The organism is Fructilactobacillus hinvesii (genome assembly GCF_024029435.1).
GTDB classification, from domain to species: Bacteria; Bacillota; Bacilli; order Lactobacillales; family Lactobacillaceae; genus Fructilactobacillus; species Fructilactobacillus hinvesii.
The window spans coordinates 18,805-40,625 of sequence record NZ_CP097118.1; the positions used below are offsets into that span (position 1 = coordinate 18,805).

Below are 21,821 nucleotides of genomic sequence, written 5' to 3' on the forward strand. Positions count from 1 at the left end.
CATATTATACATTATAACGAAAATTCAGTGGTTTCGTTAGAAAGAATAAAATTTTGCAAAGAAAAAACAGAATCCAACTGAATTCTGTTTTTACACGGGTTAAATCTCATTTAAAAGACAATTACATTCGTTCCACTTGAGCGATGAACCACCGGTTAAAGGCCGCTGCATCAATATCAGTGCCTACCAGGGCATTCGTCTGCCCAGCGTGATAAGCACCCCGGATGTCAGCCACCGTTTCTCCAATCGCCGGACCGGTCGTTTGAATGTCCACCCAGTACGGTGTGGTCGTAACGGCCTCTGGATGCCGCAGGTAAAAAATGGTATTCACGTCATGCATGGCCACCCCAGCGTCGTTACGATCACCATCACTAATAATAATGTCGTGTAACATTTGGCCAGAGCGATTGAGATTAGCAATCGTTGTGAGGGTCTCTGGAGTTAACAACGCCTTCATGGTCACATCCAGCCCAATCATCACGATTGGGATCCCGGCTTGGTACATAATTTGAGCCGCATCTGGATCCGTAAAAACGTTAAATTCGGCGGCACTGGTCATGTTGCCCATTCCCAGGGAGCCTCCCATGGTCACAATCCGGTTGATTTTCGCTTTAACATCGGGATACTGAGCTAACAGCAACCCGATGTTAGTATAAGAGCCGGTGGGTACCAAAGTGATTGGTTCCAGACTCTGCATGATGGCCGTGTGTAATGCTTCCACCGCCGTCTGTTGTACCGGTTTGGTCACCGGTTGGGGGAATTCATAACCGCGCATCCCGGATTCACCGTGAATCCGAGCAGCATCCTCAAACGGTTTTACCAACGGTTGCTCCGCTCCGGCTGCTACCGGAATCTGGTCGGCCTTGTCAAAGAATTCTAGGATTTTTAAGGCATTCTGCGTTGTTTTATCAACCGTCACGTTTCCAGCCACCGTTGTAACCAACTGAACGTCTAACTCAGGGTGATTAATGGCTACTGATAACGCCGCCGCGTCATCAATCCCAGGATCACAGTCGATGATAATCTTTTCCATTACAGTTCTCCGTTTAAAAACTGTTGCTTCCCGTTTCCAAAACTAAAGTCTTCGGCGTGGTTAGTAGCAAAGACAATCATAATGTCTTCCGGCTTCATCCCCATTTGCGTATGGAAGGCTTCCGCCATATCCTGACAGTATTTTTTCTTCTGTCCCATGGTCCGGGGAGTAGATAAAATTTCAAACAGTAGGATGTCATCCGTTCGTTCGATACCTAATCCAGCATCCATTAATTTCATTTCATAGGCTTCGTGTTGCGTTACAACTTGGAACCGATCATCTTCTGGAACCCCTAGGTCCTTACGGGTTAAATCGTATGAAAGTTGCATCACCTTTTTGATTTCGTCCGGTGTTCTCCGGCCTTTGACCATGTCAATGCGCATTAATGGCATTTCCTTCACATCCTATCTCTTTAATTTACTTCTATTTTAGCATAGCTTCACTTTAGCACCGGGTCCAAACCCTTTGTAATTAAAAAACGCCCCCACGTGGAGACGTTTTTGCTGCGCGTTTACTTACCAAACAAAGAGTCCGACAATTCCAGCGGACATTAGGGAAACCAAAATTCCAGACAGGAAGAGGTAGACAATGTTCTTAGAAACAAAGTCATTCTTGTCCCGGCTCACAATTCCTTTCAAACATCCCACGATCATTCCAACCGTACTGAAGTTGGCAAAGGAAGTTAGAAAGACCGTTAACTGGGCTTGGTAATGCGGATTAAAGAGGTGGTGGTTGTTAATGTGTGGCGCAATCTGGCCCATCACCACGAATTCATTCGTCACTAACTTGGTTCCCATAAATTGAGCAAATTGAAAGGCATGGTTTACATCTAATCCCATTAACCATGCAAATGGGAACATGATGGTTCCAAGGATGTGTTCCAAGGATAACCATGGGTTAATTAATTCTAGTAATTTACTAATCAAAGTTGCCAAAGCCACAAAGGCAATTACGTTGGCCACAATGATTAAGATTAACTTTCCGGCGCCTAAAATGGAGTCTCCCAAGAATGAGAAGAACGGTTCTTTGTGAGGCTTTTCGGGATGGTCAGCCACCGTTTCTTCGGCCACTTGTTGGTCCGCAGTCGAACTTCCCCCAATTTGGTAAATCACATCTTCACTAGGAGTAACCTGGACGGGGTTCAACAGATTGGTGATAATGATGGCATTTAAAATGTTCAACGGAATCGCCGTTAAAACGTATTGACCGGGTACCATCTGGGCATAAGCTCCTACCATAGCTGCCGTAATACAGGACATGGACATCATGGCAATCGTCAAGACCCGTTTAGAAGAAATGTTCTTCAGTTGTAAGCTCGAAACCGCCATGGCTTCCGTGTTCCCTAAGAACATCATTTCCACCGCGTAGAACGATTCAAACTTGGGTTGCCCCGTAACGTAGGCCATTCCCCGACCAATCCACTTAATACAAAATGGCATGATGCCAAAGTAAGTTAAAATATCAAACAACGGTACAATCATCAAAATCGGCATCAATGCCGACGTAAAGAAGTTCATCTGTTTGACGTGCACCCAGTCTGGGAAAGCAAAGGCAATCCCAGTATAAGAAATGTTAACCAACCATTGGAAACCACCCGCAATGGCTTTAACTAGGTCCCGCCCCAGACTAAAGTTCGTCAGTAAGTAAGCAATTACTAAGTTCAATACCAACACGATAATAATGGAACGCCAGTTGACGTGTTTGTGATCCTTGGAAAAAAGAAAGGCAATTCCCAAAAAGACTAAGACCCCAATTATATTAATCAGTAGATACATGTTCAGATCCTTTCGTTATCCAGCAGCAATTAATCGACCGTTACTTGAGTTTGGGGGAGCAAGTTATGTTTTGGAGAGGTAACTAGGTCTTGAAGACCTAAAGCAGCCAGTACCGTTCCTCCTACTTCGCACACATACGGTTTCCCTGCGATGTGGGTAGGAGTGAGGTTTTCGTTGTAAATCATCACCGGCAAAATCTTGTAGGTGGAAAAACCGTCCTTCGAACGGTTATCACCCACCCGACTGGAGACCACCATGAGTAAGTCATCCGGGTGAAGCTGTTCCAACACGCCCTTTAACTGCTGGTCAACCTCGTTTAACGCATCCGTAAACCCATCGAAATCGTTGGCTTCGGTATCAGTTTGTAAACTAGGCACTTGCAGGTAAAAGAAGCCTGCCTTATTCTTATCTAATTGGTGATGCAAGACAGCAAAGGCATCCTGATCATTCCCCACCTGTAAGTGTCTGGTGTGTTCTTGGGAAAAGAGGTAACTCATAAACCGGGAAATCACAATGGAATTACTGTGTTTTCCGACCTCTTCAAACACACTAGATACGCGATAACTGAGTGAACAATCAAACATTTCCCGCAGTCCCGAACACGACTTGTTCACAATTGAGCGGGTCCGCGTCAGTCCGTAGGTTGCAATGGGCTGTAAATCCGGATCGTCGTCTCGATCAAAGTAAATGTTAAACAATCCCAATTTGTGAAAAGTTGGCAGAGCTGATTCTGATGATTGATTTAGAACATGAGTCAACAACGTATCATTATCTGAATTATGTTGCGCAGATTCATTATCCGAACGCATTCCTAGAGCCGCTAAATCAACTAATATCACTCGTTTATAACTCACTTGCTCACCCTCCATGAAGTAATCATCTTATGCTTAATAATAACTTAATTTTTCTGGCCTAGCAATAAGGAAATCTTCGGATTATGTTAAGATAAAACTAGGCATCAAGGAGGTAATGATCATGACAAAAAAACACTTAATCATGCTAGGTGACTCAATTACCAATGGGTTTGACGGGGCTCGTAATCTCACCCATAACATTTCCTACTACTTACAAAAATTCCTTCCAGATTGGAAAATCACTAACGTTGGGGTTAACGCCGGGGCCATCATCGGCAATACCGAACGCGATCTCGATTTTCAAGTAGCTAGTCACGATTTTTGCGACTACCAAATTGCTACGTTATTCTTTGGAACCAATGACTTTGCGCATTCTGATGCCACTCTAGATACTGTGGCTGCTGGCCTAAATCAAAACCTCACCCGAATAAAGCAGCAAAATCCGGCCATTCAACTGATTGGCATCTTACCCCTTCCTCGGTTTGACGGTGGGGTTGATAATCAACAAATCACCGGCATGGGGCAGTACACTCTGAATGAATTAGACGAGCAGCTCCAAGCGGTTTATGCTCACCACCAAATTCCCGTGTTAGATTGGCGGAGCGTGGCTCCCAATCTGGTTACCAGTGATAACTACCGGACCACGTTAGGTGATCAACGCCTCCATCCTAACGCAGCAACTTACCAGCGAATGGCAACAATTCTCTATTCCTTTTTACAACAACATCATTTCTTATAAGCCAACCAAAAAAGCATTCGCGTTTGCGAATGCTTTTTCTTATTGCACAAGTTGATTAGTTTGAATTTGCAGTTGTCGATTATCACCAGTTCCTACCTGAGCTTGGTACCGATTATCAAAGGTTCCAATTTGATTATTAATCTTTACGTCACTTTGCACCCGATACGTTACCATGCTACCGTCGTCACCAAGAGGCTGCACTTTTTCGATTTGTAAATGTAGCGTTCCAAATTGCATATGGCTTTGGTGGGTCTGGTTTACAAAGGCCTTCAAAGTTTGATAATCAGGATTGTTGGTTCCATCCTTAAAGTTTCCAGCTACGTTTTGCTGGTCTAACCCTTGATTTAAGTTTGCTGCATTTCCAATTCCTGACCATAGATTACTAAAAAGTTGAAAGCCATCGTCTTTGCTAATCGCACTAGGAAAGTTATAACTAATTAATTTTCCATTGTCTTTTTTGGTAATCGTTTTCTTTTCACTTACAATCTGATGACCATCCACGTCCATTTCAAGCCAGGTTGTAGTCTGCTGGTCAAGCGGGACGTCTGTAACTGCTCCCGTTCCGTCATCGGCAATTGTGCCGACCTTTTGATTGTTAACAATGATTTGGGCTCCTGCTGGTCCTTTCACTCGGAAGGAAAGCATAGCAAGCGGAACCGTAATTTTTTGGTGTTCATTCGCAAAAAAGCTGATTTGCTTGAAGGTTGAGATTTTTTCCCCATTCACTGTGGCTTGGACCTTAATACTGTGAAAGCCAGGCACCATGAGGGGCAGCTGAATTTGATCACCAGATCCTGTTTGGCCTATGTCATGCCCATCTAACTGAACGTTTGCATTGGGGGAATTGGTTTGGACTACCGGGCGAATTTGATCAATGGCTAACCGGTAGTGAGGAAAAATTCCAAAGTAATTTCCCTTCTTCACCAGTCGAAATCCATTGGGAGCCTCATCATTTTGCTCTAACTGATCCTTTAAAATTGCCAATTCATGGGGATGTTGTTGGTAATAATCAACGACCGGTTGCATGGTGGCTGCCGTAACCGCACCATTTTGTCCCGTAATCAACACATTGTTCGTAAACGTTTGTTCCTGTTCGTTTAAAATTCCGCTTGTAATCCGGGCGACCTGCTGATCCTTGGCATAATACCGGTAGCCGGTAAAGCCCAATCCGGCGACAACGGCCACTACTACTAAGAAAAAGAGGTTGCGCTTCCAATGCGAGCGTTGGGGTTGCGCAGATGATTCGTTAGCGTTCTTTGTCATGAATTTACTCCCATACTTGTTTCCTTTGTTTTGCTACTTATTTCATTGTTCCTATCCTATCATATTAATGGAAAGCATCGGAACCTAACTCCCAGTGGTCGTTAACAAAAAAACGTCTGAATGATCCAGACGTTTTTACACCCTATAAATGACTTTTTACCTACTTATCGCTAGCAGTTGTTGGGTTGGCGTTCGGTGAACTAGCTGCATTAGGAGACGTCGGCTTGTTCACAAGAGCCGTTGAATTTGCCCGTTTCATACCATTAGCTGACTGATTCAAGGTTGCCCCCTGTGGTAAATCTGTTTGAACCTGTGGGACTGGCTTTAAATCAACCTTTTGCGTTTGTGGTTGGTATGGATCACCCGTCACAGTAACCGGACTCCCTAACGTAGCGTCGTTTGGATCTGCCTTTTCGGTCGGAACATTGGAAGCTCCGTGCGGATCAAAGGCCACCACTTGTGGATTTCGATCCTTGTCATCTCCAGTGTATGGAGCCACCGCGTCACTATTATCGACATTTGGCGTTGGCGTATATTCAGAAGGAGCTCCCTGTGTATACGGATCATTGGCTAAAGCTGCTCCAGAAGTACCACTTGGAGCGGTATTCGTGCTGGCCCCTGATCCAACCGGACCCTTGTAATCATCCGGAGCATTAAAGGCTTCTTGGTCAATCCGATCAAGATGATTCCGTTGAATACAACTAATGATGGTTTGCGCGTAGTCCGGAGCTGTGGCGTAACCGTCTTCGTGCAACGCATTAGCAACCGAAACGTAGTCTCTGACTCCAATTAAATTGGCGTAACGGTTGTTACTATGCAGAAAATTCCCATAGTCTTGAATACTAGTTGACCAGTCTGGATACGAACGAAAGGCATCCGTAATGGTGACGTAACCACCCCCACTAAATTCTTGTGTGGGCAAAAAGACTGCCTGACCGTTCCAAGCCCCTTTGATCCCAAAGAGGTTATGATTTTGTGCGGCAAGAGAAGACGAGCCCCAACCACTTTCAATGATTGCTTGGGCAATTGCAACGGACGGAAGAACCCCATATTGCTTCCAAGCCATGATGGCCCCCGGCTTCACTTGGTTAATAAAGTCTCGTTGATTTGGTGCTAAATCAGCGAAGTCATCGGCTGGGGCTTGGGGAGCCGATGGTTGCGGATCAGCATGAACCGTAGGATGGTTCAAGACACTCCCAGCCAACAGTAACGATGAAAATAGAATCATGTGTAGTTTTAAAAATTTCATTGAAATGATCTCCTCTATCCAAAGTTATGGACAGCGCCCGGTATTGTTTCCAGACACAATTAAATACGGCAAAACCCCAGATTTCGTCGTAACCGTATAAAGTCTTTTTTAATTATAGCACAATCAAGCCGTTTACATTTTAAATTGCACATAAATTATTTAGCAAATCGCATAAAAAAACGACTCATATTGAGCCGTTTTCTATAAATTACTTGAGATTAGCTTCACTAGCTTCTCCTAGTTCCACAATTTTGCCAGTATCACTGTAAATTAGATACTCCGCTAGGTTCACAATGTGATCTCCAATCCGTTCCAGCAACCGGATCACCATCAAGTAACTAGAAGCAGCGACAGCCGTTTCCGGATTCTCCAAGATTCCTTCCGTAATCGCCGTCCGTGTATTGAGATAGTATTCGTCAATTTTGCGATCCTCTTGCACAATCACCGGCGCAATCTCTGCGTCAAAGGTGGTGTAGGCATCCAGAATCTCTTCTAGCATCTTGCGGATGTGCTTCGTAATCTTCGCAATCACCACTTCTACATCCTGAATCCGTGGATTTCCCTTGGCTTGGATGGTTTCTCTGGCAATGTTCACCGCGTTATCCCCGATTCGTTCTAAATCGGTACTAGCCTTCAAATAACTAATGATAATCCGAAAGTCCCGCGCCACTGGTTGTTGCAATGCAATCAGATTCATCGCGTCTTTTTCCAACTTTGTTTCGTTACCATTGACTTCATTGTCCCCGTCGATAACCTGATGAGCTAGGTCAACGTCGTGATCAATGTAGGATTTGGTTGATTGATAAATCTGTTCACTAACGTCCACTCCCATATCCGTGAAGCCTTTTCGTAACTTTGCGAGTCGATCGTCAAACGTACTTGCCATTGTTAGTTCCTCCTCTGTTGCTTAACCAAATTTTCCGTTGAGATAGTCACTGGTTTCCTGCTTTTTCGGGTTTAAGAAAATGTGTTTAGTCTTGCCCGTTTCCACCAGCTTCCCGTTTAACATGAACGCCGTCCGATCCGAAATCCTGGAAGCTTGTTGCATACTGTGGGTCACGATGATAATCGTGTATTGATCCTTAATCTGTAACAACGTGTCTTCAATCGAAGCGCTGGAAATTGGATCCAGCGCACTAGTCGGTTCGTCTAACAAAATCACTTCGGGACGTACTGCTAACAAGCGGGCGATACAGATCCGTTGCTGCTGCCCTCCGGAAAATGAAACAGCGTTTTTCTGTAGGTCATCCTTAACTTCATCCCAGACCGCCGCCTGCTTTAAACTCGATTCCACCCGTTCGTCTAACGTCTTTTTATCCTTGATTCCCTGCACCCGGAGGCCATAGGCGACGTTGTCATAGACGGAAAACGGAAACGGATTCGGTTGTTGAAACACCATGCCGACCTTTTTACGCAGCGCCACCACGTCCTGTTTCGGGCTGTAAATGTCATGGCCATCCAGCCGAAAGCTACCGGTGATCGAAACGCCATCCACCAGATCATTCATTCGATTTAAACACCGCAGGTAAGTAGATTTTCCACAGCCGGATGGTCCAATCAGCGCCGTAATTTCGTTTTGATTAAAGTTCAAGTTAATCCCGTGTAACGCTTCGTGTTCTCCGTAGTAAAGCCGGACGTCACTGGTCGTTAACAGGGGGGTTTGATTCGTTGTCATGCGCTCCTCCTTAACCGAAGTGTCCCGAGATGTAGTCTTCCGTTGCTTTCATCTGGGGATTCGTAAACAATTCTGCGGTCTGGTTAAACTCAATCACGTGCCCCATGTGAAAGAAAGCCGTAAAATCACTGGAACGCGCCGCTTGCTGCATGTTATGAGTCACAATGATAATCGTGTAGTGTTTTTTTAACTCCTGCATGGTCGTTTCAATTTTACGACTAGAAATCGGGTCCAGGGCACTGGTGGGCTCATCCATCAATAAGATGTCAGGCCGAACGGCAATCGCCCGGGCAATGCAGAGCCGCTGTTGCTGTCCTCCGGATAACGACAACGCACTGTAGGTCAGTTTGTCCTTAACTTCATCCCACAGAGCTGCACCCCGCAGGCTTTGTTCCACTTGTTCGTCGATATTTTCTGTCATGCCGTTTTCTCGCAGCGCAAAGGCAATGTTTTCGTAAATGGACTTTGCAAACGGATTCGGGTGTTGAAACACCATCCCAATGTTCTTACGGACTTCGTACACGTTGATATGAGTTTGGTTAATATCTAGTCCTTGATATTCAATCGCGCCCTTTACGGTAGCCACGTTGTCATTTAACCGGTTCAAGCTCCGTAAAAAGGTTGATTTCCCGGATCCTGATGCTCCAATCAATGCGGTAATCTTATTTTTAGGAAAGCGGAGGTTGGCATTAAAGGTTGCCTGCTTGCTACCATAAAAAACATCCAGATTCCGGGTTTCTAGAGCAATTGGGCCGTCAACGTGCGTTAAATAATGTTGGTTTAAATCATAAGTTGTTGCCACGAGAACTCCTTTCTCCTACTTGGTACCACTCATCTTGCGGTAACAGTAGTTCCCAAGATAACGTGATAACAGAATAATCAGTAAAATTACAACAATCAACACGGCAGATGCTCCACTAGAGATTTGATCGGCATCTGGAGTAATTCCATCCGTATTCAACTTCCAAATGTGAACCGCCAACGTTTCTGCGGGCCGCATCGGGTTTAAGAAACTGGTCTGGTTAAACGGATTCCAGTTGCTGTAACTAACCACCGGAGTGCTTTGTCCGGCCGTAAAGATTAGGGCAGCGGCTTCTCCAAAGATCCGGCCGGCGCTCAAAATTACTCCGGTCACTAAGCCGGGCACGGCAGCTGGCAAAATAATCTTGGTAATCGTCCGCCACTTGGATAATCCTAAGGCCCATCCGGCTTCTCGTTGCGAATGCGGCACGGCCGTTAACGTTTCTTCGGTATTACGCGTTAACAACGGAATGTTAACGAACATCATGGCCAGGGCCCCCGATAAAATTGAAAAGTCAAACTGGAACTTAATTACCAACACGAGGTATCCAAACAGACCAATTACGATTGATGGTAACGAACTTAAAACCTCAATCATGGTCCGAACCGTACTGGTCAACCAGGATGGTTTAGCAAATTCGGAAAGGTAAATGCCCGCTCCTAACGCTAAGGGACAGGAAATCACCAGGGTAATGATCAAAATGTAAACGGAATTAAAGAGCTCGTTGGCAATTCCCCCGCCGGAGCCAAATTCTTTGGAAGCAGAGGTTAAAAAGTGCCAGGAAACGTGAGGTAATCCGGTGATTAAAATGTAACCCAACAGGGCAATCAGAATTAAAACCACGATTCCAACCATTGCTTTGATTCCTAACAAAGCGAGGTGGTTGTTGCGATTGGCTTTGGCAGTAGTTAAATCGTTCATTTCGTAAGCTCCCCTCGTTTTCCAATGATTTTAACTAACACATTAAAGATAACGGACATCAGCAAGAGGACGAGCGCCAAAGACCAGAGAGCGTTGTTGGGTAGCGTCCCCATGATGGTATCTCCCATTTGCGAGGTTAATTGACTCGTCAACGTGGATGTCGGTGAAACCAGGTTGGTTGGAACAATGGCAGCGTTCCCAATCACCATCTGAACGGCCAGTGCTTCTCCAAAGGCCCGGGCCATTCCAAAGACTACGGCCGTCATAATTCCCGGCAGGGCAGCCCGTAAAATCACCTTGTAAATCGTTTGCCATCTCGTTGCTCCGAGAGCCAAGGATGCATTCCGGTAGTAATCGGGAACCTGCTTTAAGCTGTCAATCGTGAGCGAGGTAATCGTGGGCAGAATCATCACGAATAACACGATGGCTCCCGCTAATACTCCGAATCCAGTTCCGCCAAAGACGGTCCGAATGGCGGGAACAATTACGACTAAGCCGACAAATCCGTATACCACCGAGGGAATTCCCACCAGCAATTCGATCACGGGTTGCAACATCCGGGCTCCCTTTTTGGGCGCTAACTCCGTCATGTAAACAGCCACCGCCACGGCAAACGGAGTGGCAAAAAGAGCGGCTAGTAATGTAACGGCAAAGGACGCCACAATCATGGCTAACGCCCCGACTTCCGGTTTTCCGTTGGTTCCGACCTGACCGGGATTCCAATCACTCTTGGTTAAGAAATCCCACACGGAAATGTGGTTTTCAGTAAAGGTCGAAAGACCTCGTATGGCAATGAAACCAATGATGGCCACCGTCAGTACCATGATAAAAGTCACGCAGACAAAACTGATGATCCGTCCCCGCCGGTCTTGGCGGGTCGCCGCACTCGGTTTCACTAATCGTTTTTGAATGTTATTCATCGTTTCCTCCTGTTATTGATTGCCCGGTAAGACCCGGTTATCGGAAGTCATGTGCACCTTCATGTCATGGACACTGACATAACCTGCTTCCTTCACTAGCTTGGACTGCACTGGCTTAGATAACAGGTAGTTCACAAATTCCCGGGTCGCCTTACTTGGTTTTTTCGCGGTGTACATGTGTTCATACGACCAAATTTTCCATTTGTTGGTGGTAATGTTGGCTGGAGTCGGTTCTACCCCGTCCACGCTCAACGTTTTAATCTGCTTATTCAAGTATGGCAGCGATAAGTAACTAATCGTCCCCGGCGTGTTTTGAACAATCTTCTTTACGGTTCCGTTCGAATCCTGTTCCTGACTCTTCACCGGTTGCTTCCCCTTTAAAACGTTTGCTTCAAAGGTTTTTCGGGTTCCACTTCCTTGCGAACGGTTAATCACGATGATCGGGAGGTCTTTTCCACCAACTTCCTTCCAGTTCTTGATCTTACCGGTAAAAATAGCAGCCAACTGTTGTTCGGTCAGGTTCTTGACGCCATTTTCCTCGTTTGCCACGGGCGCAATTCCCACTACGGCCACTTTATGATCTTGCAGCTTGTTCGCGTGAATCCCATCTTTTTGTTCCGCAAAGATATCAGAATTCCCGATGTTAACCGCTCCCGTTTCCGCTTGGCTCAGTCCCGTTCCGGAACCACCACCTTGGACCGTGATTGTGTATTGTTTATGTTGATTTTGAAAATCACTACCGGCTTTTTGCACCAGAGGCTGCATCGCCGTTGAACCCACGGCGGTCACCGCATTTTGTTTGTTTTTGGTTCCACATCCGCTTAATAATAAAATTCCCACCGCAGCTAAGCCTACGGGGAGCAATTTGCTGAATCGCATAGGCGCCTCCCACTCATTTCTGCATTTCCTTACAAAACCAAGTATAATAACTCTATGTAAAGGTCCTGTGTGCTTTATGTAAAGATTGTGTAAATAATTGAGGTGAGGGTGTGCAACACATAACGTTAGTAACCAAGCAACTCCGACTCGCAATTGAGTTAGGGAAAGCCTTCAATGATCATGAGTATTTTGTCGATACCAGTGATGAGCCACATCAGGTACCGAACTTAATGGACGAAAAGCACAGCAGCGGGGTCCTGTGGGACCTCACCGCTTTTCCTGCCCAACACTGGGAAAAGGTCCTCCACAAACTTCGCTCTAACTACCAGCTGCCAATCATCATGCTCGCCAAGACCCCGCACCACGGCACCCAGTTTTTCCAAGCTGGATTTGACGATTACGTCACCAAACCCTGGGATCCAGAAGAACTGGTCGCGCGCTTTCAGCAAAAACAGCAACTCTACGACCAGATTAGCGGCAAACCACTCCGCGAGTCCCAAACGCAACCCAGTTTAATCGTAGACGACGTTGTGATTGATCGACAAAAATACAAGGCCTTTAAAAACGACCAAGATCTCGGCCTAACGCCTAAAGAACTGAAACTATTACTCTACCTAATTGAACATGCTCCCCAAGTGTTAAGCCGAGCCCAGTTGCTCGCCGGCGTCTGGGGGGGTCAGTATGACATTTCTGAAACCTCTCGAATGGTGGACATCCACATCAGCCACCTTCGCGATAAAATTGAATCAGATCCCAAACACCCCGATCACATTAAAACGGTCCGCGGGTTTGGCTACCACTTCGTTGGGAATTACCAAATCAAAAAGAGCTGATTGCTCAGCTCTTTTGGGCTAAATAGTCGATGACGGCCTGGGCCATCTTTTCTGATTGGTGGTTAAAGAACGGCGGTAATTCGTCCAGCGGAAAGTACCGTAACGCGCTAGTTTCTGCGGTCCGATGTTGTAATAACTGCCCGCCCGTTTTGCGGACTAAAAAGAAATTGGTTAAACATTGGACTTCGTCGCCGTTGGGATACTTGAAGCAGTCACCGTCAAAAACCTGTAATAGGCGAATCGGTTCGACTTCAAGTCCCGAGTCTTCCTTAAATTCTCGTCGTAACGTCTCCACAATTCGTTCCCCATATTCCATGTAACCCCCGGGAAAGCACCAGTCATTGTTGCCGGTCCGTTCCTGAAGTAACACCCGCTGCTGCTCATCCAGTAATGCTCCACCAGCAGTATTTAAAATCAAGGGGCGGTGCCCGACCAGTTGCCGTAGCTCATGAATGTAGTCTGCCATTGGTTGTTCCTCCTAAGCTGATTGATTGACCTAAATCTAGTCGACTTCGGCAGAAATTGCAAGTGGCGTTTTACGAACTTTTTAGGCACGTCCCCTTTAGATGGTTAAGATATCCGAATTATTTCGCTTTTTTGTCCAAAAACACTTGCCAATCACGAACCCAGCTGCTAAAATATAATCATTCGCTAAGTTAACGACTAGTGAATTTCATTTTCACTTCTTGCTGTGTAGTTCAGTTGGTAGAAACACCTGACTGTTAATCAGGATGTCGCTGGTTCGAGCCCAGCCACAGCAGTCCCAGTTTCGGCTGGAAATCTTTTTCACTTCTTGACGTGTAGTTCAGTTGGTAGAAACACCTGACTGTTAATCAGGATGTCGCTGGTTCGAGCCCAGCCACGTCAGTACGCCTACTCAGCCTCCTCCTTGAGAGGATTTTTTCGTTTTGTTAATCAAAAAGGATCTACCGTCCGTAAAGATAGTAGATCCTTTTTGATTTTTTAGCGTTGCTTGGTCAAGTGACCATCCACTAACTCGTAGATGTGGTCCGCGTACTGGTGCATCCGTTCATCATGGGTGACTACCACCACGGCCTGGCGTTGTTCTTTGGCCGCGGTTTTTAACAGTTTACAAACCCGAAAGACCCGGTTTTCGTCTAACGATGCCGTGGGTTCATCTGCCAAAATAATGACAGGTTTCGTGTACAATCCCCGCGCAATTGCCACCCTTTGACTCTGACCGCCGGATAGTTCCGCTGGATACTGGTTTAAAAGTTGACTCACGTCCAGAGTGTCTAACAATTGTTGGAATTGCTGGCCTTCTAAGTTTCCCTTCGATTTCACTTGATCAACCAGGCGGAACTGGTCGTTAACCGTCAAAAAGGGCACCAACGTGTGGGCCTGTAAAATAAAGCCAATTTTGTCTAAACGGAAGTGATCCTGTTCCCGACTACTTAATTGATTAACTTGGGTCCCATCAAGCCACACTTCCCCAGCATCCGGATTACGTAATGCTCCCATGATGGTTAATAAAGTACTCTTTCCCGAACCCGAGGGACCAGTGATAATCGTGACTTCCCCCGCGTCACTGGTAAAGTTCACGTTGTCTAAGACCCGGTACCGATTTTCTTCCGTCCCAAAACTTTTCGTAATCTGTTTTAATTCAATGCTTGCCATCATTATCCTCCAATCGCATCTGCGGGATTAATTCGCACAATTAACAATGCTGGTAATAAGGCCCCGAGCATCGAGGTCCCCAAAAGTCCGACCACCGTCCCCAGCATGATGGGAAGGCTAAAGGCTACTGGAACCGCACTCGGGAGCACTAGTAGGGTCAAGCCCATCAAGATAAAACCAGCGCCAATCCCACTCACCACTAGGATCAAGGTTTGTGCCATCGTGGACTTAACTAGCTTCCCAGCTGGGATTCCTTGAGCTCGTAAAACGGCATAGTTCGGTAACTTTTGCATCGTTAGGATGTATAAGAAGACCGCAATAATAATCAAGGAAATAATCATCAGGAAGCCAATCATCAGGGTAAAAGTTAACGTTTGGGCGGTGTAACCGGGGAGGTTATTAACCACCGTTTTCGTGGTGTATGAATGTAATTGCTGGCTCGGAATCTGGAAGTTAGCCCGTTTGCTGAGCACCGCACTTCCGGCAAACTGATTGCCAAGGTTGCGCAACGTGTGCCAGGTTGGCAACGACCCGTAGACCACCGGGGCAATGTTAAACTTGGCATTCTTCACAAACCCAACAATTTCGTATTGTTCTTTGGATGAATTAAAACGGAGTTTGTCTCCCAGGTGATAACCAGCTTGCTGGAACTTTTGGTCAACAACCACCTGCTGTTGATTACGGGCTTTATGGCCACTGATTAGTTGTAAATCTTTTGCTATGTACTGGTTGGGATCAAGCCCAACGAATTGTGAGGAAACCTTCTCGTGGTTCCCGGTGGCCACTACTGGAGCCGCTCCAATCAAGTCATCCTGTTTCGGATTCAAGTGCACCTTCTCCAGGTCACTTTGCATGATTAACGATTGACTGACGTTAACGTTTGAATTTTTGTTCAAAACAATCCGCGCGGGATTCCAGCTATTAATTGCTTGCGTATTTTGGGACGCTAACCCCACTGCCAAGCTCGTCAACACGAAGATCAAATAACTAATCAACAGAATCATCGTAATGATTAAACCATAGCGGAGCTTTGAGTACTTAATTTCCTTTAGCGCTAAAAACATTAGTTAGCCCTCCTTTTTAAACAATTGTTGTAAGACCCGTTGCAGCCGGCCTAGGTATTGTTCCTGGTGGTCTGGGTTCAACAGAATTTCCTTAATCGTTTGGTGAATCAAAACTGAGCTCGCCCACTCCAATTCAGTTGGGGTCCGGGGTGAAATGTCAGTCGGTAGTAAGTATTGATTCCGTTGGTAATACAATCGCATGAATTCCCGGTACTCGCTATTGTTACTTTCCGACACAAACTGGTCAACCATCGCAATGATTTCATCCACGTCGGTCGCAGACGCGCCTCGTTTGAACGGGGCGTGGAGTTCTGACATCACCTGTTGAAACTCGTATCGATAGGCATCCGAAATATCGTTAAAGTATTTGTAAAATGAACCCCGTGAAATTCCGGCATCATCGACGATGCGAGCAACCTGGGCCTCGGCGAGTGAATAGGCCGAAAATTCCTTTAACAGGGCAGCATTAATCCGTTCTTGCTTTTCAGCTGGTAATTTTTCAAATGTAGTGGTAGGCATCTTTATTTCTCCTCCAAATGATTGATAACTTTATTTGCAAATTAGTTAATTTATCGGTGACATCGTGTCAACTTCTTTAATTTAACACGATGGTGACACAGTGTCAACATTTTGACAAAAAAATCAGGAAAATTAAATTTCCCTGATTTAACTACTTTAATAAAATGTCGGCCAATCATAACGATCTGATCCGGGTTCATAAATTCCAATCGAAGCCTGTTAGTAAGCTTGGGCGCCGTCCTTGATTAACTTTGCCAAAAAGTTAGCAACTGCCGTCTTAGACCCGTAATGAAGTGGCTAATTACTGCTTTCATTGCCACATCCTCCTTACTTACTAAGGGCCCGGTCTGGGTCGTTTAACTCTTCAAATTGGCGCTGGCTCAAATTAATGGTACCACTCCCCATGATGGGAACTCCACTGATTTTAGCCAATTTGTAGTTAGCGTAAACCACAACGTTTAACTTCAGGTTATGTTTGCGCTGGTGAACAACGTAGCGATAGTTCACCTGGGCATCCTTCGGGACCGGCGCGTGGTTAAGCACATGATATTTATTATCAGTAATCTGCTTTAGTTTCCCTAATTGATTGGTTTGCTGGAGCAGATGATCTTTGGCATCGTAGACCTTCACATAATCATGGCCCTGATTCGTCAAAGAAAAGTTCCGACACCCAGCTAAAGTTAGTAATAATAAACCACTCAACACCAGTAAGATTAATTGCTTGCTTCGTTTCACAGTATGCCTCCTCGTGCGCTCCAGTTTAATTTCATTATAACTGATGCTGACCGAAAAAAATGAACAAAATTAGAATCTTTCTGGAGATCATTTATGGTATATTAATACCACTTTGCTTTTTACTTTAAGGAGGATTTATGCCCATTTTTTCCAATTCATCTCATTATGAAAAACTGAAAGCGGGTTTAGCCAATCGCGACGGACAAAAACATGTAATTGCTTTCAAACTAGGCGGTTTTAATTTTTTCTTTGATAAAGACACGAATCAGGTCATTGAAGAGATCATGAGTGGCATGCAGTCCGATGGATACGAAATTTTGGACACTGATATTACCAGCCTCAACTACATGAAGTGCATTATGACAATTACGTATCGCTAACAAAAAGGCAGCTCCCTGTAACATCTAGGGAAAGCTGCCTTTTTTCGTTTAATTATTCGTATTCAAATCAATCTTTGGCGCCTTTTGTGCACCCGGATCTGCCTTAAATTCATCGTATGGCTTTAAGCCCTTCATGTTGGCAATCATGTTGCCAGGAAAGACGGCGATCTTTGTATTGTAATCCGTCACATCTTGGTTATAGGTACGCCGGGCCTGACTAACTCGGTTTTCACTGCCCTCAATCTGGGTCATCAATTCAGACACCTGGTTAGAACTAGCTAGAGTGGGATAGTTTTCTTGAACCGCATTTAACAAAACGTTGGTTTGCTTATCCATGTTCTGTACGGCTTGATTTTTATCCTTCAAAGTCTTGGCGTTGGCATATTGATTCCGAGAAGCCGCAATCTCGCCAAAAATCTTTTGCTCGTTTTGCATGGAACCCTTCACCGTGTTCACCAACTGGGGCGTCAAATCCGCCCGCCGTTGCAACTGTGCCTCTAGATTCCCTTGATCCTGTTTGATCTGTTGCTGGCTCCGGACAAAGCCGTTGCTGGTGGAAATTAACCATCCACCTAAAATCACAACGATTACAGCAATAATCCCTGTAATCACGTATCCTTTTTTCAGTTTCATCTTGTTCCCTCCGTGTCTAAAGTCAGCGTTCCTAGTATGGTTCATTATACCGGCTTCTTGGATCGGTTACCACCCACTTGAGTCGCCACCGCCACCGTCAAAACCACCGCTATCGCCACCAAAGCTCCCGCCAAAGGAGCCGCCCGAATCACCAAAGCCACCGAAATCATCGGAACCACCATCACTGCCCCCAAAGAAGCCCCCGGTGTCCCCGTGATTATCATCGTCCCAAAACGAAGAGCCACCGTCAAAGTGATCATGGTGATTACGACCCGCTAAAAAGGAACCAACTAAGCTGGCTACAGCCGTCATCAATAACACCCGGTTAATATTTCCCCCATTATAAATCCGGTTAACCCGGTCACTACTCATCCGGTTTACGTAGTTAGCGTACGAGTCTGTGGCCCCTTTGCGTTGCATCCGTTGCTGCATCTGCGGATCGGTTTGCATGAAATTAATCAGCATGTGCCGCCGGAATTGATCAGCAATGGTGTCCTCTGCCGCAGAATAATCCGTTCCCGTTTCGATGTACTTTTGGACAGCCGGCGTTCCTAATAGAGCAACCATAAAAATCTCTGGGTCGTCCGGATAGCCCTGTTGCGCTAGATACGTCGTCGCTGCGTTACGAATCTGCTGCTCCCGCGTAGCCCGTTCCTGCTCGTACTGAGCCAGTTGTTGCTGGTATTCGGTTACATTCATGGGCCCCTTAGTTAGCGCTGGGAATGGCACCACCCGATTAATTCCCTGTAATTTCAAATTTTCTTCGTTAAACGCCTGCCACAGCGCTTCGGCCGTTGGCTTGGTCTGTTTGGCGGTCAAATTATCCACCATTCGGTTAATTAAAACTTCGTCGTTCGTTGCCAACTGGTGTTTTTGTAGAAAGTCCAGTACCTTGCGATCGTATGATTTTCGACTCCGATGCCGCCAGTTCTTCATGGAAAAGGCTAACGCGCTGATTCCCACTAAAACCAACAACAGGGCCACAAACATCAAGTTCTGGTTAACCTCTTTTTGATTAGCCTGATTAGTTTGCTCGCGCTCCATTCGTTGCTGCGTCTGACTCGGCGTGTAAATATCGCCCTGATGTTGACGCAAGCGCTGTTCTACCAAATTACTGATGGTTTGCACCGCTTGATCATAATGATGCTGATGTAAGTTACTTTGAACCTGCTGATTGGTAAAAATTTGGGAAACCGCACCGTCAGGTAAGGCTCCCTGTAACCCGGTTCCCACTTCAAGTCGGGCTTCGTGCTGGCCCGGTTTGACGTTTAAGACCAATAACACCCCGTTATGCCAACCCGGACGTCCTAATCCCAGTTTTCGGGCTTGGTCAATTGCATAGTCGTCGATATCTTGGTTTCCAGGTAACCCACTTTTCGTAATCACCGCATACTGGGGCTTCCCTTTAATCTTGCTCAGCTGATTGTAATTCAAATCAGAAACGCTTTGTAAAGTTTCATCCGACAAGACGCCGGCATCATCTTTAACAAAGCTGTTCTGGTGATCGGCAGCGTGAACTCCATTGACCATTAATAATAGCCCCAGTCCGACCGCTACTAACCACATCCAAAAGTGTTTCTTCCTCATTAAAAATCAGCCTCAATTCTGTGTGTTCTTTCCATAGCGCTATTTTCTTATAGTCCACCGTCCCTGTCAATTGCCATTGCTCTGGCTTTAAGTCGTTTGCAGACCTGTCACCCATTGATTTCCGTATAATGGAAATACTACCAATGAAAGTGAGGAGGACCATGGATTCAACCATCTTAACCACGTTAGCATTTCAAACTGGTAAACTTGCCCTCTTTTTAATTGTCATTCTGATTGCCTGGCCCTTGTTAGTCGGCTGGCTGACGGCTCATTTAGCTCGTTTTGTCCAGCGCACCCTCGTCACTAATTTTAGCGAACGCGCGCAGTACTGGGCCGGTGGGCTGGGCGTCATCATTCATGAACTTGGCCATCTTGTTTTTGCGCTCCTGTTCATGCACCGCATTAGCTCGTTTAAACTGCTCAATCTTTCAGAAAATCACGATGGTTCGTTGGGTAGTGTTTCTTCTAATTATAATCCGCGCAACTGGTATCAAGCGGTCGGAAACTTCTTCATCGGCCTTGCTCCCATGTTCAGTGGCATTTTCGTTTTAGACTTACTCATCCAGTTACTGTGTCATCCAGATTATCAACCAGTGGGGGCTCCAGAATTCATTAATCAGCAACAACCTTTGCTAGACTACGCGCAGTTTGCCTGGCAAACCACATTGACCTGGTTAGACGAAACTGGGCAAGCTTTTCTTACCAGTGCTTGGTGGCGCCAGCTGTTGTTATTGGTACTAATTGGCACAATTAGTACGACTGCCTTTAGCCTTTCAACTGCTGACCTAAAGAGTTCCTGGCAGGGGGCTAAGGTTTATCTAATTTTAGTCATCGTATTCAGCATCGTGATAACAGTCATTAAACTAATCAGACCTGACTTTGGCCAATCATTAGACCAATTTGTGTTACTAACCGCCGTGGTTTGGTTGGTGCTGCTAATTTTAATCTACATCTGTCTGTTAATTAGCTGGATTGAATTAATGGCAATTTCCCTGGTGTTACGCTTCGTTCATCTAAAATAATTGAATTAAAAAAAGCAAGCTCAATTCGAGTTTGCCTTTGCTTATTTTGGGATTCATTAACAATCAGATTACCCATTAATTACCGTGAAGCGAGTCTGGAAATGATGTGGCTGTAACAGCTCCTGTATCACAACATGGGCCATTGTGTGGGCAGTAGTTTCAGAAACTTGCTGATCATTGAACAGTAAGTAATCGGTTCCTTGAAGGACCTCAGCTGCTGTTTGACCCGGGATAAAGTTTAATCCCGGCGATACACCAAACCAGTTCACATTCTTCACGTTTTGCAAAAATTCAAGTTCATACAACTGATTTTCTGGAACCGCCCGCCATGATTTGGTCGTTGGATCGGCCTTAATGTCATCATAGGCGAGCCGCTGTTTGCTTTGATCAGTGTACAAACTCCCAGCGCCTAGGATAAAACCGAGTCGTTTTTCACTATTTCTAAACAACGCAATTAATTTCGTGGCTAAATCCACGTGTAAATAAGCGTGCTCGGGTGCCGTAGCAAACGCATCAATCACAACGTCCACATCGTTAAAATCAGCTGCTTTTAAGGCAAAAGCATCTTTCGTTAAAGTTTCAATTTCAGGAAATTTTGCTTGTAGCTCTGTTAATTTTTGAGAATTACGGGCATTCGCAACCACTTGGAGGTCATTTGAGACTGCTTCAGCAACTAAGGCCGTTCCGGTCATCCCTGTAGCACCGATAATCATAATTTTCATCTAGCGAGCTCCTTCCCCTTGATTAATTTAAATCCTCATTTTTTAGTTACTTAGAAAAATAAGTCATACAGGACAACTAAAGTAAGATACGTTAAAAAATATGCGATTATAATGTGACTAATCACTAACCAAACCAGCCGAAAGCCTGTCGTATCATGAAAACTGTACCGATGGTACTTGATTATATAATACAACCGCCTAACGTCTCGATATAATCCTGCCCAGCTAATCGCAAAACATGTTAGTAAGCCTAAATATTTCATGATGTGTCAATCATAAACTCATCAGCATTAATTAGCTACCAAAAGAACTGAATCAGCATGCTTTTCTAGAAAAGATAGCTTTAAAAAAGAGGCGAATCAATAATATAGTGCAATAAAATAGCAAAGAACTAAGAAAATCATTAAAGATTACTTATCCTCTTCATTACGATAACTAAGCTCAAATATAAAAGTAATAATAATTATCTGAAAACATAAAAAGTTGTGATTCATTTTTGAATCACAACTTTTTCTTTAGAAGATATTTTTCTAGCTGTAATACTTTTAATCTCATTGAAATGACATACTTCTAAAACA

Annotated in this window: 24 protein-coding genes, 2 tRNA genes and 1 CRISPR repeat array (1 of these 27 running past the window's edge); of the genes, 6 read left to right on the forward strand and 20 right to left on the reverse strand. The window is 45.2% G+C overall.

Translation table 11 applies throughout. The features are described from left to right. Nucleotides 1–121: 121 nt before the first annotated feature. The 4 genes from rihC to M3M39_RS00110 all read right to left on the reverse strand — a co-directional run bounded on the left by rihC (nt 122) and on the right by M3M39_RS00110 (nt 3,662). The gene (gene rihC, locus M3M39_RS00095) at nt 122–1,033 is read right to left on the reverse strand and encodes a ribonucleoside hydrolase RihC (protein ID WP_252797219.1); all 912 of its coding nucleotides are present in this window, start codon (nt 1,031–1,033) and stop codon (nt 122–124) included. Then, the gene (locus tag M3M39_RS00100; RefSeq protein WP_252797220.1) at nt 1,033–1,425 is read right to left on the reverse strand and encodes a tautomerase family protein; all 393 of its coding nucleotides are present in this window, start codon (nt 1,423–1,425) and stop codon (nt 1,033–1,035) included. Before M3M39_RS00100 ends, rihC begins: the two co-directional genes overlap by 1 nt. A 123-nt stretch (nt 1,426–1,548) precedes the next feature. Beyond that, nucleotides 1,549–2,808 (reverse strand): NupC/NupG family nucleoside CNT transporter, encoded by a 1,260-nt coding sequence (locus M3M39_RS00105; protein ID WP_252797221.1) that lies wholly within the window; start codon nt 2,806–2,808, stop codon nt 1,549–1,551. A 29-nt stretch (nt 2,809–2,837) separates the two neighbouring features. Further along, nucleotides 2,838–3,662 carry a phosphopentomutase gene (locus M3M39_RS00110; RefSeq protein WP_252797222.1) on the reverse strand — a complete coding sequence of 275 codons (825 nt, stop codon included), beginning with the start codon at nt 3,660–3,662 and terminating at the stop codon, nt 2,838–2,840. A 121-nt stretch (nt 3,663–3,783) separates the two neighbouring features. On the opposite strand from M3M39_RS00110, the gene M3M39_RS00115 reads away from it, so the two are divergent. Beyond that, entirely contained in the window at nt 3,784–4,401 is a 618-nt protein-coding gene (locus tag M3M39_RS00115) for an SGNH/GDSL hydrolase family protein (protein WP_252797223.1), read from the forward strand. Nucleotides 4,402–4,440: 39 nt separating this feature from the next. Here the strand turns inward: M3M39_RS00115 and M3M39_RS00120 are convergent, their stop codons facing one another. The 8 genes from M3M39_RS00120 to M3M39_RS00155 form a co-directional block, all read right to left on the reverse strand. Next, nucleotides 4,441–5,664: a TcaA 3rd/4th domain-containing protein gene (locus tag M3M39_RS00120; RefSeq protein ID WP_252797224.1), complete on the reverse strand. Its 1,224-nt coding sequence runs from the start codon at nt 5,662–5,664 to the stop codon at nt 4,441–4,443. Between the two features lie 160 nt (nt 5,665–5,824). Beyond that, nucleotides 5,825–6,913: a glycoside hydrolase family 73 protein gene (locus M3M39_RS00125; protein WP_252797225.1), complete on the reverse strand. Its 1,089-nt coding sequence runs from the start codon at nt 6,911–6,913 to the stop codon at nt 5,825–5,827. Between the two features lie 208 nt (nt 6,914–7,121). Beyond that, nucleotides 7,122–7,799, reverse strand: a complete 678-nt coding sequence (gene phoU, locus M3M39_RS00130; protein WP_252797226.1) for a phosphate signaling complex protein PhoU — start codon at nt 7,797–7,799, stop codon at nt 7,122–7,124. Nucleotides 7,800–7,820: 21 nt separating this feature from the next. Then, the gene (pstB, locus tag M3M39_RS00135; RefSeq protein WP_252797227.1) at nt 7,821–8,588 is read right to left on the reverse strand and encodes a phosphate ABC transporter ATP-binding protein PstB; all 768 of its coding nucleotides are present in this window, start codon (nt 8,586–8,588) and stop codon (nt 7,821–7,823) included. A 10-nt stretch (nt 8,589–8,598) separates the two neighbouring features. Then, nucleotides 8,599–9,390: a phosphate ABC transporter ATP-binding protein PstB gene (gene pstB / locus M3M39_RS00140; protein WP_252797228.1), complete on the reverse strand. Its 792-nt coding sequence runs from the start codon at nt 9,388–9,390 to the stop codon at nt 8,599–8,601. A 15-nt stretch (nt 9,391–9,405) separates the two neighbouring features. Next, the gene (gene pstA / locus M3M39_RS00145; protein ID WP_252797229.1) at nt 9,406–10,311 is read right to left on the reverse strand and encodes a phosphate ABC transporter permease PstA; all 906 of its coding nucleotides are present in this window, start codon (nt 10,309–10,311) and stop codon (nt 9,406–9,408) included. Further along, a complete protein-coding gene (gene pstC, locus M3M39_RS00150) occupies nt 10,308–11,231 on the reverse strand; it encodes a phosphate ABC transporter permease subunit PstC (protein WP_252797230.1) in 924 nt (307 codons plus the stop codon). The genes pstA and pstC overlap by 4 nt, the downstream gene beginning before the upstream one ends. Before the next feature lie 12 nt (nt 11,232–11,243). After that, nucleotides 11,244–12,110 (reverse strand): phosphate ABC transporter substrate-binding protein, encoded by an 867-nt coding sequence (locus M3M39_RS00155; protein ID WP_252797231.1) that lies wholly within the window; start codon nt 12,108–12,110, stop codon nt 11,244–11,246. 110 nt (nt 12,111–12,220) lie between these two features. Here M3M39_RS00155 and M3M39_RS00160 point away from each other — a divergent pair, with 110 nt between their 5' ends. Continuing rightward, entirely contained in the window at nt 12,221–12,943 is a 723-nt protein-coding gene (locus M3M39_RS00160; RefSeq protein ID WP_252797232.1) for a winged helix-turn-helix domain-containing protein, read from the forward strand. A 4-nt stretch (nt 12,944–12,947) separates the two neighbouring features. On the opposite strand, the gene M3M39_RS00165 is transcribed toward M3M39_RS00160, so the two are convergent. Then, a complete protein-coding gene (locus M3M39_RS00165; protein ID WP_252797233.1) occupies nt 12,948–13,409 on the reverse strand; it encodes an NUDIX hydrolase in 462 nt (153 codons plus the stop codon). Between the two features lie 221 nt (nt 13,410–13,630). Between M3M39_RS00165 and M3M39_RS00170 the strand changes: the two genes are divergently transcribed. Further along, nucleotides 13,631–13,704 (forward strand) — tRNA-Asn (locus tag M3M39_RS00170). Between the two features lie 33 nt (nt 13,705–13,737). Continuing rightward, nucleotides 13,738–13,811 (forward strand) — tRNA-Asn (locus M3M39_RS00175). A 95-nt stretch (nt 13,812–13,906) separates the two neighbouring features. Here the strand turns inward: M3M39_RS00175 and M3M39_RS00180 are convergent. From M3M39_RS00180 to M3M39_RS00195, 4 genes are all read right to left on the reverse strand, one after another. Then, nucleotides 13,907–14,581: an ABC transporter ATP-binding protein gene (locus tag M3M39_RS00180; RefSeq protein WP_252797234.1), complete on the reverse strand. Its 675-nt coding sequence runs from the start codon at nt 14,579–14,581 to the stop codon at nt 13,907–13,909. 2 nt (nt 14,582–14,583) lie between these two features. Beyond that, the gene (locus M3M39_RS00185; RefSeq protein WP_252797235.1) at nt 14,584–15,645 is read right to left on the reverse strand and encodes an ABC transporter permease; all 1,062 of its coding nucleotides are present in this window, start codon (nt 15,643–15,645) and stop codon (nt 14,584–14,586) included. A 3-nt stretch (nt 15,646–15,648) separates the two neighbouring features. Continuing rightward, nucleotides 15,649–16,164: a TetR/AcrR family transcriptional regulator gene (locus tag M3M39_RS00190; protein ID WP_252797236.1), complete on the reverse strand. Its 516-nt coding sequence runs from the start codon at nt 16,162–16,164 to the stop codon at nt 15,649–15,651. Nucleotides 16,165–16,491: 327 nt separating this feature from the next. Then, nucleotides 16,492–16,899: a hypothetical protein gene (locus tag M3M39_RS00195; protein ID WP_252797237.1), complete on the reverse strand. Its 408-nt coding sequence runs from the start codon at nt 16,897–16,899 to the stop codon at nt 16,492–16,494. Nucleotides 16,900–17,036: 137 nt separating this feature from the next. On the opposite strand from M3M39_RS00195, the gene M3M39_RS00200 reads away from it, so the two are divergent. Beyond that, on the forward strand, nt 17,037–17,279 hold the full coding sequence (locus M3M39_RS00200) for a hypothetical protein (RefSeq protein ID WP_252797238.1): 243 nt from the start codon (nt 17,037–17,039) through the stop codon (nt 17,277–17,279). A gap of 48 nt (nt 17,280–17,327) precedes the next feature. Here the strand turns inward: M3M39_RS00200 and M3M39_RS00205 are convergent, their stop codons facing one another. Both M3M39_RS00205 and M3M39_RS00210 read right to left on the reverse strand, forming a co-directional pair. Further along, nucleotides 17,328–17,912, reverse strand: coding sequence for a LemA family protein (locus M3M39_RS00205; RefSeq protein WP_252797239.1), 585 nt, complete (start codon nt 17,910–17,912; stop codon nt 17,328–17,330). A 66-nt stretch (nt 17,913–17,978) separates the two neighbouring features. Beyond that, complete coding sequence (locus M3M39_RS00210) at nt 17,979–19,499, reverse strand: TPM domain-containing protein (protein WP_252797240.1); 1,521 nt, start codon at nt 19,497–19,499, stop codon at nt 17,979–17,981. A gap of 161 nt (nt 19,500–19,660) precedes the next feature. Here M3M39_RS00210 and M3M39_RS00215 point away from each other — a divergent pair, with 161 nt between their 5' ends. Further along, nucleotides 19,661–20,521, forward strand: coding sequence for a hypothetical protein (locus tag M3M39_RS00215; RefSeq protein WP_252797241.1), 861 nt, complete (start codon nt 19,661–19,663; stop codon nt 20,519–20,521). 68 nt (nt 20,522–20,589) lie between these two features. Here the strand turns inward: M3M39_RS00215 and M3M39_RS00220 are convergent, their stop codons facing one another. Then, nucleotides 20,590–21,243: an NAD(P)-dependent oxidoreductase gene (locus tag M3M39_RS00220; protein ID WP_252797242.1), complete on the reverse strand. Its 654-nt coding sequence runs from the start codon at nt 21,241–21,243 to the stop codon at nt 20,590–20,592. 541 nt (nt 21,244–21,784) lie between these two features. Continuing rightward, nucleotides 21,785–21,821: a CRISPR direct-repeat array (repeat unit 36 nt) (it continues 1,649 nt past the right edge of the window).